This is a genomic window from Streptomyces sp. NBC_01264 (assembly GCF_026340675.1).
Taxonomy (GTDB): domain Bacteria; phylum Actinomycetota; class Actinomycetes; order Streptomycetales; family Streptomycetaceae; genus Streptomyces.
This window is the reverse complement of sequence record NZ_JAPEOX010000002.1, coordinates 380,789-394,319: the sequence shown is the minus strand read 5'-3', so window position 1 is coordinate 394,319 and position 13,531 is coordinate 380,789. Positions and strand designations below refer to the sequence as shown.

The following is a 13,531-nucleotide window of genomic DNA, read 5'->3' as shown; positions in this document are numbered from 1 at the left end:
CCCGCACGGTGTTCCGTACGGGCACGGGCGGCGCCGGCCAGGGATCCCCGCGCGGACGCGGCCGGGCCCGCCACGGTGCGCACGCCTCCCGGTCGCGGGCGGCCATCCGGCGTGCGAGCGTGGGAAGGGACTGGAGCGGAGCGGTGAGCATGGCCACGTACTGCGCGAAGCACAGGGTCGTAAGGGCGGCGAGCGCTGTCGCCCTCGCGCTGACCACGATCGGCTACGGGGCCGGGGCCCCGGCCGAGGCGGCAGCGCAGCCACCCCCGGCAGCCACCTCCCCGGCAGACGGGACACCGTCCGTGGTGCCGTCCGTGGGGACCTTCACTCCCGCCTCCGGACAGCTTTGGACGCCAAGTCGGGTCTCGGCGGACGGCGGCACGGAGGTCGTGATCGACGCGAGCAGTCCCGGGCTGGCCGATGAGGGGAAGCTCCTGGCGCAGGAACTCGGCCTGGGGTACGGGGGCTCCGCGGCACCGGAGGCGGGCGACATCCGGCTCGCGCTGTCCCCCGCCGGACAGGGCGCATCCCCCGGCGGACAGGGCGCACCCGAGTCGTACAAGATCGTCGTGGACGAGAACGGCGTCACCGTCACGGGCGCCGACGAGGCCGGGGTCTTCTACGGCACTCGGACCGTCAAGCAGGCCGTGCGCACCACGGGGTCCTTGGCCGCGGGCACCATCGAGGACGCGCCGTCCAAGCCCCAGCGGGGCCTCAACCTGGACATCGCCCGGAAGTACTTCACACCGGGGTGGATCGAGGACAGGCTGCGGGAAATGGCCGACCTCAAACTCAACCAGCTCGGCCTGCACGTCTCCGACGACCAGGGCCTGGGGATCGAGACCAAGCAGCGGAAGTACCGGGGGATGCTCCCGGACAAGTACCTCACACAGGTCCAACTCGCGGATATCGTAAAGCTGGCCACCTCCCTCCACATCAGTGTGGTCCCGGAGTTCGATTCACCCGGCCACCTGGGCGCGCTGCTAAAGCTCTTCCCCGGCTTCCAGCTGAAGGACGCGTATGGGTCGCCGGTGCAAGGCGCGATCGACATCTCCAACGAAAAGGCCGGCGCTCTCGTCGACGGGTTGGTCGAGGAGTTCTTGCCGCTCTTCCCCGGCAGTGCCTGGCACCTCGGGGGCGATGAGTACCAGGCACTGGTCCGCAGGAACCCCGAGAAGGCCTTCCCGGACCTGGCGGCGGCAGCCATCGAGCAGTACGGCGCGGCGGCCAAGATCAAGGACCTCGCCACGGGTTGGCTCAACGCCCGGGCGAAGACGGTCACCGCCGCGGGCAAGCAGCCCAAGGCGTGGAACGACGGCTTCTACGCCGGCACGCTCGTCCAGGCGGACCCGGCGATCGAGGTGGAGTACTGGACCGGCAAGGAGATCGGTGCCCGACCGCCCGAGGAGTACCTCGACGCAGGCCGCAAGGTGGTCAACCTCAACGACGCCTACCTCTACTACGTCCTGGGCCAGCCCAACGATTTCACGTACCCCACCGGACAGGCCATCTACGAGCAGTGGACCCCGTCCGTGCTGAGGGGCACGGCAGAGGTAGAGAACGCCGCCCAGGACCAGGACCGTATCCTCGGCGGCCGGCTCGCCGTCTGGGGCGACCTCGCCAAGGCCCAGACGGAACAGCAGGTGGCCGCCGGCATCGGAATGCCCCTCGCGGCGCTGGCTCAGAAGGTCTGGTCCGGCGCCCAACCGTCGCAGGCCTGGAGCGACTTCCAGGCCCTCGTGAGCAGGGCGTCCCCCGGAAGCCCGTCCCCGTCCGGTCCGGTCAGCGGCGCGTCCACGGCGCCGTGACCACCAGCAGGGCGTCGACCAGATCCTCGGCCGGGGCCCCGGTGGCGAGCCGCCGCAGCTGCTGGCCGAAGACGAGCGCGACCACGGCTCCGGCGAGGGGTTCCGGATCGGGGACACCGAGATGGGCCAGGATGCGGGTGGCCAGCCGGTCGTAGGCGGCGAAGCACTCCGCCGCCGCGGCCCGCAGCCGCTCGTCGCGGCCCGCCTGCACGTAGAGCTCGAACGGGGCGATGCGCCGCGTGTCGAAATCGCCGCCGCCCGCCACCTGCGCCACCGTCTCGACCGCCTGCCGGACGTCGAGACCGTCGTCCGAGCACTCGTCGGCCAGTGCCGTGAAATGGCGGGTCTCCTCGGCCACGAAATGCAGGAGGCTCTCGCGCAGCAGGTCGTGCTGGGTCGCGAAGTGGTAGGTGACCGATCCGAGCGAGACACCCGCCTCCTTCGCGATGCGCCGGTTCGTCACGGCTGCGATCCCGTCCTGCCCGATGATCCGCAGCACGGCGTCGACTATGTTCTGGCGGGTACCGGAGGCAGCGGGCATGGTCGTATTCTGCCGCATCCCGGGTGAGGGGGACCGATGCCGGTGGCGGCGGGTTCACCGCGCCCCCTCGAAGGCCCTCTCCCACCGCTGCTCCGGGTCCGCCGCCGCGTCCACGACGTCCCGGCCCGCACCCCGCCCGGCCCGCGTTCCCTCAGCGGCCCGGACCTCTTCGGGGGTGGAGGCGGAAGGAGGAGGCCGAAAGCCCCATGGCGGACCGTCCGGTCGTGCGGGCAGGCTGGGGGGCGCTTGCGAGGTGCCCCGGAGCGGAATCTGACGGCACATGTGCCCGCCGGACTGCCCGTTCACCCATGGTGTGTCGCCCCGGGGGCGGCGAACGTGGGCCTTCCGGCAGTACGGAGAGAGAGTGCAGAGCACGACAGTGGGAGTCCAACGGCACACCGAGCGGGGCCGCGAACACGGCTCGGGGGGAAGACCGAAGCGGGGGCGGCGTCTGGCGACCGCTGACCGCGCGGCGCTGTGCTTCCTGGCGCTGGCCGCCCTGCTGGGCGTCCTGGGCGTTGTGGCACGTCTGCGGGACCTCGACGCGGTGGCGTTCGTGGGCGGCGTCTGCGTGGTGCTGATGCTCGTGCACATCGTCTGGAACTCGTCCGCACCCTTGCTCGCCGGACCGTCGCGGCGCACCGGGCGGGCGGGCGCCTCCGACCTCGAACGAGCCCTGGGCGCGGAGGGGCTGGAACTCTGCTACCAGCCCCAGACGACCCGGGCCGGCAGGACCGCGGGCATGGAGGCGCTGCTCCGGCACCGAGGCCGCGACGGGCGTCGCGAACCGCCCGGCCCGCTGATCGAGGAGGCCGAGCGCGCCGGCCTGATGCCCCGCCTGACCCAGTTCGTGCTCGACACGGCCGTCGCGCAGGCGGCGGCCTGGCGCAGGGAGGGGCTGGCCGTTCCGGTGGCCGTCAACGTCTCGCCGACCGACGCGCTCGTACCGGGATTCCCCGCCGAGGTGCGGGACTGTCTGCGTCGCAACGACCTGCCCGGAGACGCGCTGACGATCGAGCTGACCGAGAGCGCCGAGACGCGCGACGTCAGGGCTCTGGCAGAGGCCCTCGCCGACCTGCGGCGCCAGGGTGTGCGCGTCTCCCTCGACGATTTCGGCACCGGGCACTCCTCGATCGCCCGGCTGCGCGAGCTCCCCGTCGACGAGCTGAAGATCGACCGGTCCTTCGTCTCGCGCATGTCCGCTGACCCCAAGGACGAGGCCGTGGTGCGCTGCTCGGTCGATCTGGCCCGTTCCCTCGGCCTCGACGTGGTGGCCGAGGGAGTGGAGACGGAGGAGGTGCGCGGCCTGCTGGAGGGCATGGGAGTGAGCGTCATCCAAGGATGGCTGGTGGCCCCGGCCCTGTCGGCCGCCGACGCGACCGGATGGCTGCGCCGTACGGCGGCGCCGGGGTGCGCATGACCGTCCCGGGCGGCGCCGACCGCCCGGGACGGTCGGACCGCTACCTGGCCCGGGCGGCCTGGACGGCCGCGTCGAGGATCAGGTCGGTGACGGCCTTGGGGTGCGAGACCGTGACCGCGTGGGAGGAGTCCACTTCCACGGTGTGGGCCTGAGCGCGCTCGGCCATGAACTGCTGGGCCGCCGGGGGGATCGCCTTGTCCTGCTTCGCCACGAGGTACCAAGACGGGATGGACCGCCAGGCCGCGGCGGCGCTGGTGTCGCCCAGGCTCGACGCCTCGACCGGCCGCTGCGTGGCCGCGAGCACGGACGCCTTCCAGGCGGGCAGGTCCCCGGCGAAGGCCTGGCGGAACTTGTCCGGCTTGATGGACAGGTCCGTCCCGGCGGTTCCGTCGGCACGGGTGTAGGGCACCGTGGCAAGTGACTCGGGGAGCTGGCTGCCCGGGAACCGGCCGAGGACGTCGTTGGCGCTCTCGCCCGTGTCCGGGGCGATGGCCGCGACGTACACGAGGGCCTTCACCTGCGCGGAGCCGGCAGCGGCGTTGGTGATCACTTCACCGCCGTAGGAGTGGCCGGCCAGGACCACCGGTCCGGGGATCCCCTTCAGCACCTCGGCGACGTAGGCCGAGTCGGAGGCCAGTCCGCGCAGCGGGTTCGCCGCGGCGACCACCTTGTACCCCCGGGCCTGGAGGCGCTGGACGACGTCGCTCCACGCCGAGGAGTCGGCGAAGGCCCCGTGCACCAGGACGATGGTGGGCTTCTGCCGGGGCGCGTCCGTCGCGAAGGCCCCCGAAGTGCCGAGAGCGATCGTCCCAGCACTCAGGACGACAGCGGCGGTGAGGGTTGCACCAGTTCTATTGATTCTCAACGTTCCGTTCCTTTCAGGATCGTTGTCCGATCCTGCGCGGGTCCGACCGCGCTGCCATCGTCCATCGGGCGCGGCCGGACGCCATACCTCACCTCCCCCGGAAACACCGGCTGCCGGGGGTTGTCCGTACGGGACGACGTGTGTGCGTCTGCCGGACCGTGCGTGCGGTGCGCGGCCCCTCCGGACGACGCCGCTCATCCGCGCCGCACCTCCGATCGGTGGAGGTGGTGGCGGGCCGTGGTCCGGAGCATGAAGGGGATCCGGGAGAGACGCGCCCGTGGCGGATCCGCCGTACTGCGAAAGGCCCCGAGGATGATCAGCAAGGTGACGCGGCCGGCCGTCGTGTGCGCGGGCCTGGCAAGCGCGGTGTCCCTCCTGGTGTGCGGGCCTCCTGCCCATGCGCTGGAGGCGCCGCGGGCGGTCGCGACGGCCACCGCCGAAACGGCCGATGGCGCCGTCAGCTGCACCTCGGCGGACCGGGCCACGGCGCGGACACTCACCACGGACATAGCCGAGGCACTACGGACGCGCCGGAGCACCGTCTCCCTCGCCCTGGACGACCGAGGAACCGCGACCACGTGCGTGCTCGCGCCGCAGCGGCAGTACGACGCCGCGAGCGTCTCCAAACCGATCATCCTCGGTGCCCTGCTGCGGGCCCGCGGCGGACGGCTCTCCGCCGAAGAGGAGGAACTGGCGCGCAAGATGATCGTGACGTCGGACAACGACGCCGCGTCCGCACTGTGGAAGGAACTGTCCACGACCGGCAGCGACGGGGTCACCCGGCCGACCGGCGTGGAGCAGTTCCTGAAGGCGGCCGGCCTGAACGGGATCGCACCGGGCCCGGGCGGCGCCTTCGGACTCACCCGGGTCGACGCACAGGACCTGGTCAGGCTGCTGAGGGTCTTCCGCGGCGAGGGCGGGGTGCTCACTTCCGCCGAGGGCTCGTACGCACTCGGCCTCATGCACGAGGTCCGCAACGACCAGCGGTGGGGAACGCCGGCCTCGGCGCCCCGGGATGCCGAGGTCCACGTCAAGAACGGCTGGCTGCAGCGGTCCGACAAGGCGGAGGAGCCCGCCGACCGCGGTGACTGGAGGATCAACAGCATGGCCGCCTTCACCGGCGCCGGCCACGACTACGACCTGGTCGTACTGACCCAGAACAACCGGGCCCCCGCGGGGCAGCCCGCTCGTGAGGGCTACCGGTACGGCATCGCCACGGTCGAGGGCGTGGCGAAGGCGGTGCACTCCGCTCTGAATGCCGGTCCGTCCGCCGGCCCACCGCGGCCGGGGCAACCGGATGCCCCGACCGCCGGGACGGCGCCGCCGCGTGCGGCTGCCGCAGCGGCGGAGCCCCGCCGGGCCGCGGACGGCCCGGCGCAGTGGGCCCTGGACGGCGGACTGGCGGGGGCAGGACTGGCCGCGGTCCTGGTGGGCCGCCGCGTACTGCTCCCCACCCCCGTGAAGGACGACAGCTGACCGTCCGGTTCTGAGCGGCTGCGCGACGTGCTGCCCGGAACGGCATGGTGCGCGCGCCGTGCGCGTGATGGGCTTTCCCTCAATGACGACGCGTTCGCGCGGGAAGGAGCCGGAGATGCCGGAGACGACGTACACGACCGTGCTGGGGACGCTGCTCTGGCGAGCGCCGGACGGCGAGTACGGGCTCGTGCGCCCGAACGACCGGGAGGGCCTCGACCTGCTGGTCCACCGCTCCGACATGGTGACGGATCCTCAGGCGGCGATGCCCGCCGAGGGCGACGCCGTCCTCTACGAGCTGTGCACGGACGCCCAGGGCCCGCGGGCCCGCAGCGTCCGCCGTCGCACCTGACCGGGGAGCCGCCTCGCGGGCACCGGCACGACGGATGGCCCGGCCCCACGTCCCCGTGGAGGCCGGGCCGTCCGCCGTACCCGTGAGGTGTCCGTCCGCGCGCTACGGGCTCAGAGCCCGGCCGATGAGTGGTCGGCCCCGATGACGAGGGTGAGGCCCGTGCCCGGCGCACCCGCGCTGGCCGGGCGCAGCCGGGACGGGTCGAGGTTGAGCGCGTCGGCGAGTGCGCGCGCTGCCGGTTCGCCGCCCGGTCCGTACCGGATCACGGTGGCCGGCTCCGGCGCGGCGGTGTTGCCCGTGGTGACCTTGCCGAAGCCGGCCGCGGTCACCTTCGGGGCGATCCCGGCGGCCTTGCCGGTCTCGTCGCTCCCGTTGAGCACGGCGACCTCGGTGGCGGCTCGTACGGCGGCGGTGGCACCACCCGCGTCCCGGGCGCCCGTCCCGGACCCGACGAGGGGCTTCCCGGCCCCGTCGACCGGCCGGTCCTCGCGCAGCGCGGCGAAGAGCTCGGCGGCTGCGGGCTTCCACACGACATTGGCCTTGTCGGCCGGAACCTCCAGGGAGCGCGGCTGGTTCGGTACGGTGACGAACGTCAGGCCGCCCTCGGGCATGGCCCGGAAGTCCTGGGCGAGCCCCAGCAGGCCGGACAGACCGCCCAGTTCGCTGTCGACGGTCAGGGACGTGGTCGCCGCGTCGGCGAGCCGGTACATCGCGGGAGCGTCCAGCTTCTTGTCCCGGACGGACCTGAAGATCTCGGTCAGCAGCTCCTGCTGGCGTCCGATGCGTCCGATGTCGCTGCCGTCGCCGAGCGAGTAGCGTGCCCGGGCGAAGCCCAGGGCCTGCTCGCCGTCGAGCTGTTGGCAGCCGGCGGGCAGCGACACGGAGGCCTTCTTGTCGTGGATGGCCTGCGGCAGGCACATGCGGACACCTCCGAGCGCGTCCACCATGCTCTTGAGGCCGGAAAAGTCGATCTCCATGAAATGGTCGATGTGCAGACCTGTGTTCAGTTCGACGGTCTTGATGGCGCAGGCCGCGCCGCCCGCGACCCCGCCGTGCGAACTGCCTTTCGCGAAAGCACTGTTGATCTTCGCCTTGGTCGGCCGGGACGTCTTGCCGTCGCCGAGGTCGCAGCTGGGGATGTCCACCCAGGAGTCACGCGGCAGTGACACCACCGTCGCCCGCCGGTGGTCCGCCGAAAGGTGCAGCACCATCAGGGTGTCCGACTGTTGGCTGGTGTACCCCTTCCCGTAGGCGCCGCCGGTGCCCGCCCTGCTGTCCGAGCCGATCAGGGCGATGTTGACGGCCCCCCGCGGAGACCGGGCGGGCCGGTCGTCCCCCAGCGCGGAGGCGAGGTCGGCCGACGTGATGTTGCCGTCCAGCTTCTCGTAGCAGGCGTATGCCAGCGCGCCGCCTCCCAGGGTCATGACGAGGGCCGCGAGCGTGCCGGCCTTGAGCAGGCGCCGCCGCCGGGAGCGGCCGCAGGCCCGCCGCGGCTGCCCGGGGAGCGGGGCGCGTGCGGGCCGGCCGGCGCCGGACCTGGGTGCCCGTCGACGGTGCTCCCTGCTCATCGTGCCCGCCGCTTGCGTCGGGGGGGAGCGGGAGTCACGAGGTGCCAGACCTCCTGGCGCAGCCGGTAGAAGGTCCGCCGCGTCGCGGAGGGACCGGCCTCCCGGGGCCGGGGGAGCGGGCCGTCCGTGCAGGTGGTGTCGGTGGAGGCGTGCAGCATTTCGGGGCGGAGCCTTTCAGGGAGCGAGGCGCAGCTGCGCCACGGGGCCTTCCATGCTGGCGGTCCGGACCTTAGGGATTCCTTGACGCGGGACTGCGGGAAGGTGATGCCGGCCAGGAAATCCGGCAGGTGGAAGACCGGGGGCGGGGACACCCGGAAGGACCGGGGGACCGTCGGGCCGGCGACGGCCGGGTCGACGACGACGGCCGTGGGTGTCCGTCCCCCCGTCCGGCCCGGCGGGGGGCGGATCAGGGGCTTTCGACGAGCTCCATGCACTGCACCGACCCGCATGCGTCCGTATAGAAGACACGCTGGACGCCCGCCTCCCAGAGGGCCCGCTGACACCGGGGGCACGGCCGGGCCATCGCCGGACGGAGGCGCGCGTCCAGGCGGGCCACGTACAGGGTGGCCCCCTCCGTGTGCCGGGCGCGTCGCAGGGCGGCCACTTCGGCATGGAAGGTGCTGTTGCGGAAGTCGACGAAGGGCGAGTTGCGCTTCTTGTTCGGGGCGGCCGCGACGACGCGGTTCCCGCGCACCAGCACGGCGCCCATCGTGTACCGGCAGCCCGACCGTGCCGCCTGGCGCAGTGCGGCCTGCATCCAGCCGGTACGGGAATGACGGGACGTGGGGACCTCGACGGCGAGCATGGGCTTCTCCTGCGAACGGGACGGCGCCTGACCGGGGACGGGCGGCGGGGAGTCCGTGGCGTGGCGGATGCCGGTCACAGCGTCGCGCCGGCGGAGCCCCGAGGGATCCACCGGCCGGACGGTGCCGCGGTGGAGGGGCTCCTCCGGTCGGTGGAGGGGCAGCGGCGCGGTGAACGCTTCAGGCCGCCATGGAGCGGAACACCTCGGGGACCAGTGGCAGCCTCGCACCCATCACCGTGTACTCCCCGGAGCCGGCCGGTGGGACCACCAGGTCGCGGTATCCGAAGCGCTGGTAGAGCCGCCGTGCGGCCGTCGGTCCGTCCGGGGTCGTCAGGACGACGCGACGCTCCGAAGCGCGCGAACAGAGCGAGGTGAGCAGCAGCGTGCCCAGCCCGCGGCGCTGGAACGACGGCAGCATGTGCAGTTCGCAGACGTAGAACGTGTCCTGCGCCCACGAGCTGTGGCCCGCATGGTGCAGGCGGGCCAGGACGGGTGCCCGCCACGGATAGTCCTCGTCGGCCCCGACGCCGTACGCGAAGCCCACCATCCGTCCGCCCTCGAAGGCGCCGAGCGCGGTCAGACCGCACGCTCCCCGGGCGCGTCGTACGGCCAGCTGGGCGTCGAGCGCGTCGGAGGGCAGCCCGAGCGCCTGGGCCTGGATCCGGAGGGTTTCCTCCGGCCGGGCGGAGATGTCGATGCCCTGGATGGCCGGCGCGGACCTTCTGGTGCGGACGTGCATGGTGCGGACCCTTACGGCAGGAGACGGCTGATGCGCGGAACCGGACAGCCCGGTGCCGCGGTGGCCCGTCGGGTGGGCCTCACCCAGCCGATCACGTCAGGCGGACCGGGGGCAGTGCCGTCGGGGCAGCCGCCGGGGCAGACCTCCCGGGGCTCCCGCGACCCCGGGCGCGTTCGCGGCGCCATGGCGGAAGGACTGCGCGCACGGGTGCCCCAAAGGGATCGGCCCGGACCCGCCTCTGACAGCAGCATGGCGAACCCGGACACCGCAGCGCCGGACCAGCGCCGCGGTGACGAGGAAACATATTTCCGCCACTGCAACGGAGTTGATTGACATGGGTTCGAGAATAGATCTGGTCGTCGGAGGCGTACGGGCCGCAGAGCTGGTCAACGCCTACCGGGAACGCCTGGAGCGACTGGACCTCCTCCCCCCGTCCGCCGCGCTCGAAGTCGCCTGCTACGCCTACGCCTCCGGCTGCGTCCATCTCCTCGTCGCCCCGGGCCAGGCATGGGTGCGCAGCACGGCCGTGGACGACGGCGATGGCCCCGATGCGAAGGAACTGCTCGTCCTGGAGGTCGAGAACAGCGAAGCCGGCCATTTCGCGGTGTGCCGCGAGCCCTGCGGCATCGTCGCAAGGGTGCCGCTGGACGCACTCGGCCGGAACTTCGAACTCTCCCGCTGGCCCCAGGACCAGGACCAGCTGAACAGCTGGTGATCGTCCACGCCGCCCGGAGGCGTGGAACGGGCCGCAGGACTGTCCGATCGGGCAGGACTCTCGCACACCGGTCCGCCTAGCGTGCGTCCGACCACCGGTGCGCACACCGGATCGTCCGCACGGAGGAGCACCGCATGGAGACGAACGAAAAGAAGACGGGGCACGTCCCCGCAGGCCTGACGGCCGAGGACGCCGCGTACGTGAGGAAGCGCGGCCCCCTGCCCGTGTACGGGTACCGGCGCAAGGACGCGCGGCGCCACGCGCTGCTGGTGCGAGCGCACCTGGAGGCCGTCGGCCGGTTCACCGCCGCCGACCACCTGACCCGCGTGATGGCCGGCAAGGAACTGCAGAAGGCCGAGGCCCTGCTGCTCGGCAAGGCCGTCGCCGAACTCCACGCCGAGCTGGCGGGCGGCACCCGGACCGGCGGTCCGGGGAAGGCCGGCTCGGTTCCCGTTCCGGTCCGCACGGAGCAGGACGCGCGCGTCGCACTCGGCCGGGCCGTCGGCCTGCTCAAGGAACTGGCGGCGTCGAAGGAGGACATGGCGCAGTGCCTGATGTCCGCGCTGCGCCTGGAGGACAGCCTGGCCTGGCGCGCTCCCGGAGACGCCCGCCCGGCCAAGGCCGGGGCGCACACCGCGGAGCAGGACCTGTCCCGCCTCCTGTCCCGCCTCCTGTCCGGCCTCCTGGAAGCGGAACGCGCACTGCGTGACAGCGCCCGCGCACTCGACGGAACTCTGCGGTCCGATCCCGGGGAGGCTGGGCACGACGCGGATCTGAGGGCATCGCTCGGCCGGGCGCGCGGCGACCTGGCAGGGCTCCGGACGGCCGTCGAGAAGTACCACGACACGATGGCGCAGCTCTGCGGGGACCTGTGGGAACGGGCGGTCGACACCGCCCGGGCCGAGTTCACCGGAGCCGTTGACCACTACGACCCCGCCTTCGCGCTGAAGATCACGACCTTCAAGGCGGCGGTGACGGTGCTGAGCGCCGCCTGCACGGCCGCATCGGCTGTCTGCCCGCCCTTGTCGGCCGTCACCGTGGGCATCGCGGTCGCCGGATTCCTGGGGCCGGGGGCGGCTCTGAAGAGCCGTGCCGCCCGGGAGACGGCCGACCCCACCAGGGTCGTGGAACTGTTGCGGACCAAGGTCGTTCCCACGCGCAAGCTGGACGAGGCGGCGCGGGACAGGAGCGGCACGGGCCGGGCCGCGAAGAACGGGCTGCGAAGCGCCGCGAACAGGTCGGCTGACGTACTGGACACCACGAACGAAGCCTTCGGCGTCGGCTCCAACGTCCTGAGCGCGGGATCGCCCTTCCAACAGGAAATGGCGACGGCGGCGGCCGCTCTGGCGGAGAACGTCCTGCTCATGACGACGACACCGGCCGGCGCTGCCGTGGGCCTCGTCTCCGTCGTCCGTGACGCGGCGGCATCCGAACTGCGGACCCCGGTTCCGGTCGGCGACGAGGAGGCACGCGGGAAGCTGCCCGGTGACGCCCGCGCCGTGGTCCGGGCGGCCGACCCTTCCCTCGTGCGCCCCGCGCGAGCGCAGACCCCGGCGAACCGGCCGGGCGCAGTTCCGCTACCCAACCGCTGCACCGCCGCGCACGCCTTCCGGCTCTGGAACGAGGTCACCCTGAGCTGGTTCGTGGGCAGGGCCGTGTTCACGCTCCACCGCGCCGACGCGGCGACCCTACGCGAGTACGGGCCCTGCATGGTCGTCGACGGGCTGACCGTGGACTTCGACGACGTGTACGGCACGGTGCGCCCGATGGACCTGAGCCGTACGTCGGTGGTCGCCGGGGTGCTGGTGACGGACCTGGCCTCCGCGGTCGGCGGAACGCTTTGCGCGGCACGGGTCGACCCCACGGGAGAGGTGGAGCTGCTGAACCCCGAACGGTTCCTGCCCGACGAGATCGACGTCGTCCAGGCCTGCTCCCTGCTCGACCCCCAGTACCCGGGGCGGGTCCTCGACCCGGCGACCCCCTACTACCAGCTGGGGTACGCGCGACTGCACGTGTCCTACGCCGGCCCGGGCGAGCAGGACTCGTACGCATGGCAGGTGGAGAACCTGTACGAGACGCTGCCCCAGGTGGAGGCCGAGCCGTTCGCCCGCTGGCTGGAACAGGCACAGGAGACGGCCCGCACGCGCACCCAGGCCGCCGTCGGGCAGGACTACGAGGACGCCCGCTCCTGACGGGTCTCAGGCGGCCACGGCCCGGCGCCGGGGCTCCGCCGCCGGGGCGGGCAGACGCGCGGGGCGACGGCCGGTGCCCCGGCGGGCGGGCGCGGGAACAGAGCCTGCCGCGGCCTCGGCCAGAGGCTCCGCGGGCGCGTCCGCGGCCCGGCGGCGCTGGGTGTTCCGGCAGGGCCGGCAGAGCGGAATCTGCTCCCGGCGGTGGATCGCGTATCCCTCGGCCGTCCCGCAGGCGCCCGTCCACTCCGGTTCGGCGGCCGGGTCGTCGATCGTCTCCTCGTCCCAGCACCACGGCGGGACATAACCGTTCTTCCGGGCCCGGGACCTCGTCGTGCTGATGTGCCAGGCGCTGCGCCCGACCTCGGTGGGGTCGGTGTGCTGGTACTTCTCGTAGAAGGATGCGATGCGCTGCGCCGTGGCCGCGTACACGAACCGGCGGCCGCGGTGGCCCAGCATCAGGGTGTTCAGGTTCCCCGCGGAGATGCCCAGTTCCTCCGCCATCCACACGCAGTCGTACCCCAGGGCGTTGAGCGCCTGGAGGCGACGGCGGGTGCCGAGCGGCGGCAGGTGCGCGCCGGAGCGGATCCGGGGCGCGGGCCGCTCCAGCCGGATGCCCCAGAGCTTGTCGATCGTCGACTGGAGCAGGCAGTCCACGGTCACGCGCTCGCCGCGCACGACCCGGTAGCCCTTGATCAGGTGCATGATCGTATCCCGGCTCACACCGCTCTGGGCGGCCATCGCGTGGGAGGTCATGCCGCCCTCGTAGTACAGGCTGTGGCAGTGCCGCCGGACGGCGGCGACGTCCTTGCTCCGGGACGGAGTGCCGCGCTCTACCAGGTACCTGCGCCGCTTGACCTCGCGACGCTCCGTCGCCCTCTGTTCCGCGGTCATCTCGGCCCGGCGCGTGTACCTGGACAATGTCTTCACCCTTCGGCGATGGCTCGGTGGGGGGCGGTGGCAGGGCGCCGACGGCGCCCGTAATCCCAACGTAGGCACCGCGGCCCGGCCGCTCCTCCCCCGATCGGGGGTCCCGGGCGGGGGAGGAGCGGCCGG

The 13,531-nt window shown here is 72.8% G+C and carries 12 protein-coding genes; 6 read left to right on the top strand and 6 right to left on the bottom strand.

What is annotated here, in order from left to right:
- Window positions 1–149 precede the first annotated feature (149 nt).
- The gene (locus OG435_RS34730; RefSeq protein ID WP_266886353.1) at window positions 150–1,808 is read left to right on the top strand and encodes a beta-N-acetylhexosaminidase; all 1,659 of its coding nucleotides are present in this window, start codon (window positions 150–152) and stop codon (window positions 1,806–1,808) included.
- On the opposite strand, the gene OG435_RS34725 is transcribed toward OG435_RS34730, so the two are convergent.
- Complete coding sequence (locus OG435_RS34725; RefSeq protein WP_266883040.1) at window positions 1,783–2,349, bottom strand: TetR/AcrR family transcriptional regulator; 567 nt, start codon at window positions 2,347–2,349, stop codon at window positions 1,783–1,785. The two genes, OG435_RS34730 and OG435_RS34725, sit on opposite strands and share 26 nt — an antisense overlap.
- A 364-nt stretch (window positions 2,350–2,713) precedes the next feature.
- Here OG435_RS34725 and OG435_RS34720 point away from each other — a divergent pair, with 364 nt between their 5' ends.
- The gene (locus OG435_RS34720; RefSeq protein ID WP_266883038.1) at window positions 2,714–3,769 is read left to right on the top strand and encodes an EAL domain-containing protein; all 1,056 of its coding nucleotides are present in this window, start codon (window positions 2,714–2,716) and stop codon (window positions 3,767–3,769) included.
- 40 nt (window positions 3,770–3,809) lie between these two features.
- Here the strand turns inward: OG435_RS34720 and OG435_RS34715 are convergent, their stop codons facing one another.
- On the bottom strand, window positions 3,810–4,634 hold the full coding sequence (locus OG435_RS34715; RefSeq protein ID WP_266883036.1) for an alpha/beta fold hydrolase: 825 nt from the start codon (window positions 4,632–4,634) through the stop codon (window positions 3,810–3,812).
- Window positions 4,635–4,946: 312 nt separating this feature from the next.
- Between OG435_RS34715 and OG435_RS34710 the strand changes: the two genes are divergently transcribed.
- Both OG435_RS34710 and OG435_RS34705 read left to right on the top strand, forming a co-directional pair.
- Window positions 4,947–6,110 (top strand): serine hydrolase, encoded by a 1,164-nt coding sequence (locus OG435_RS34710; protein WP_266883034.1) that lies wholly within the window; start codon window positions 4,947–4,949, stop codon window positions 6,108–6,110.
- Window positions 6,111–6,225: 115 nt separating this feature from the next.
- Window positions 6,226–6,459, top strand: a complete 234-nt coding sequence (locus OG435_RS34705) for a cold-shock protein (RefSeq protein ID WP_266883007.1) — start codon at window positions 6,226–6,228, stop codon at window positions 6,457–6,459.
- Between the two features lie 110 nt (window positions 6,460–6,569).
- Here OG435_RS34705 and OG435_RS34700 read toward each other — a convergent pair whose 3' ends face one another.
- The 3 genes from OG435_RS34700 to OG435_RS34690 all read right to left on the bottom strand — a co-directional run bounded on the left by OG435_RS34700 (window position 6,570) and on the right by OG435_RS34690 (window position 9,571).
- Complete coding sequence (locus tag OG435_RS34700; RefSeq protein ID WP_266883005.1) at window positions 6,570–8,027, bottom strand: LCP family protein; 1,458 nt, start codon at window positions 8,025–8,027, stop codon at window positions 6,570–6,572.
- A gap of 406 nt (window positions 8,028–8,433) precedes the next feature.
- Window positions 8,434–8,943 carry a deaminase gene (locus OG435_RS34695; RefSeq protein ID WP_266883003.1) on the bottom strand — a complete coding sequence of 170 codons (510 nt, stop codon included), beginning with the start codon at window positions 8,941–8,943 and terminating at the stop codon, window positions 8,434–8,436.
- Between the two features lie 67 nt (window positions 8,944–9,010).
- Window positions 9,011–9,571, bottom strand: a complete 561-nt coding sequence (locus tag OG435_RS34690) for a GNAT family N-acetyltransferase (protein WP_266883001.1) — start codon at window positions 9,569–9,571, stop codon at window positions 9,011–9,013.
- 334 nt (window positions 9,572–9,905) lie between these two features.
- Between OG435_RS34690 and OG435_RS34685 the strand changes: the two genes are divergently transcribed.
- Both OG435_RS34685 and OG435_RS34680 read left to right on the top strand, forming a co-directional pair.
- Window positions 9,906–10,286: a hypothetical protein gene (locus tag OG435_RS34685; RefSeq protein WP_266882999.1), complete on the top strand. Its 381-nt coding sequence runs from the start codon at window positions 9,906–9,908 to the stop codon at window positions 10,284–10,286.
- Window positions 10,287–10,420: 134 nt separating this feature from the next.
- On the top strand, window positions 10,421–12,478 hold the full coding sequence (locus OG435_RS34680; protein WP_266882997.1) for a hypothetical protein: 2,058 nt from the start codon (window positions 10,421–10,423) through the stop codon (window positions 12,476–12,478).
- Between the two features lie 6 nt (window positions 12,479–12,484).
- On the opposite strand, the gene OG435_RS34675 is transcribed toward OG435_RS34680, so the two are convergent.
- The gene (locus OG435_RS34675) at window positions 12,485–13,396 is read right to left on the bottom strand and encodes a hypothetical protein (RefSeq protein WP_266882995.1); all 912 of its coding nucleotides are present in this window, start codon (window positions 13,394–13,396) and stop codon (window positions 12,485–12,487) included.
- Window positions 13,397–13,531 lie beyond the last annotated feature (135 nt).

Bases quoted from the DNA above. Each gene is read 5' to 3' on its own strand.
- OG435_RS34730 (WP_266886353.1), top strand. From the start codon at position 150: ATGGCCACGTACTGCGCGAAGCACAGGGTCGTAAGGGCGGCGAGCGCT.
- OG435_RS34725 (WP_266883040.1), bottom strand. From the start codon at position 2,349: ATGCCCGCTGCCTCCGGTACCCGCCAGAACATAGTCGACGCCGTGCTG.
- OG435_RS34710 (WP_266883034.1), top strand. From the start codon at position 4,947: ATGATCAGCAAGGTGACGCGGCCGGCCGTCGTGTGCGCGGGCCTGGCA.
- OG435_RS34705 (WP_266883007.1), top strand. From the start codon at position 6,226: ATGCCGGAGACGACGTACACGACCGTGCTGGGGACGCTGCTCTGGCGA.
- OG435_RS34700 (WP_266883005.1), bottom strand. From the start codon at position 8,027: ATGAGCAGGGAGCACCGTCGACGGGCACCCAGGTCCGGCGCCGGCCGG.
- OG435_RS34690 (WP_266883001.1), bottom strand. From the start codon at position 9,571: ATGCACGTCCGCACCAGAAGGTCCGCGCCGGCCATCCAGGGCATCGAC.
- OG435_RS34685 (WP_266882999.1), top strand. From the start codon at position 9,906: ATGGGTTCGAGAATAGATCTGGTCGTCGGAGGCGTACGGGCCGCAGAG.
- OG435_RS34680 (WP_266882997.1), top strand. From the start codon at position 10,421: ATGGAGACGAACGAAAAGAAGACGGGGCACGTCCCCGCAGGCCTGACG.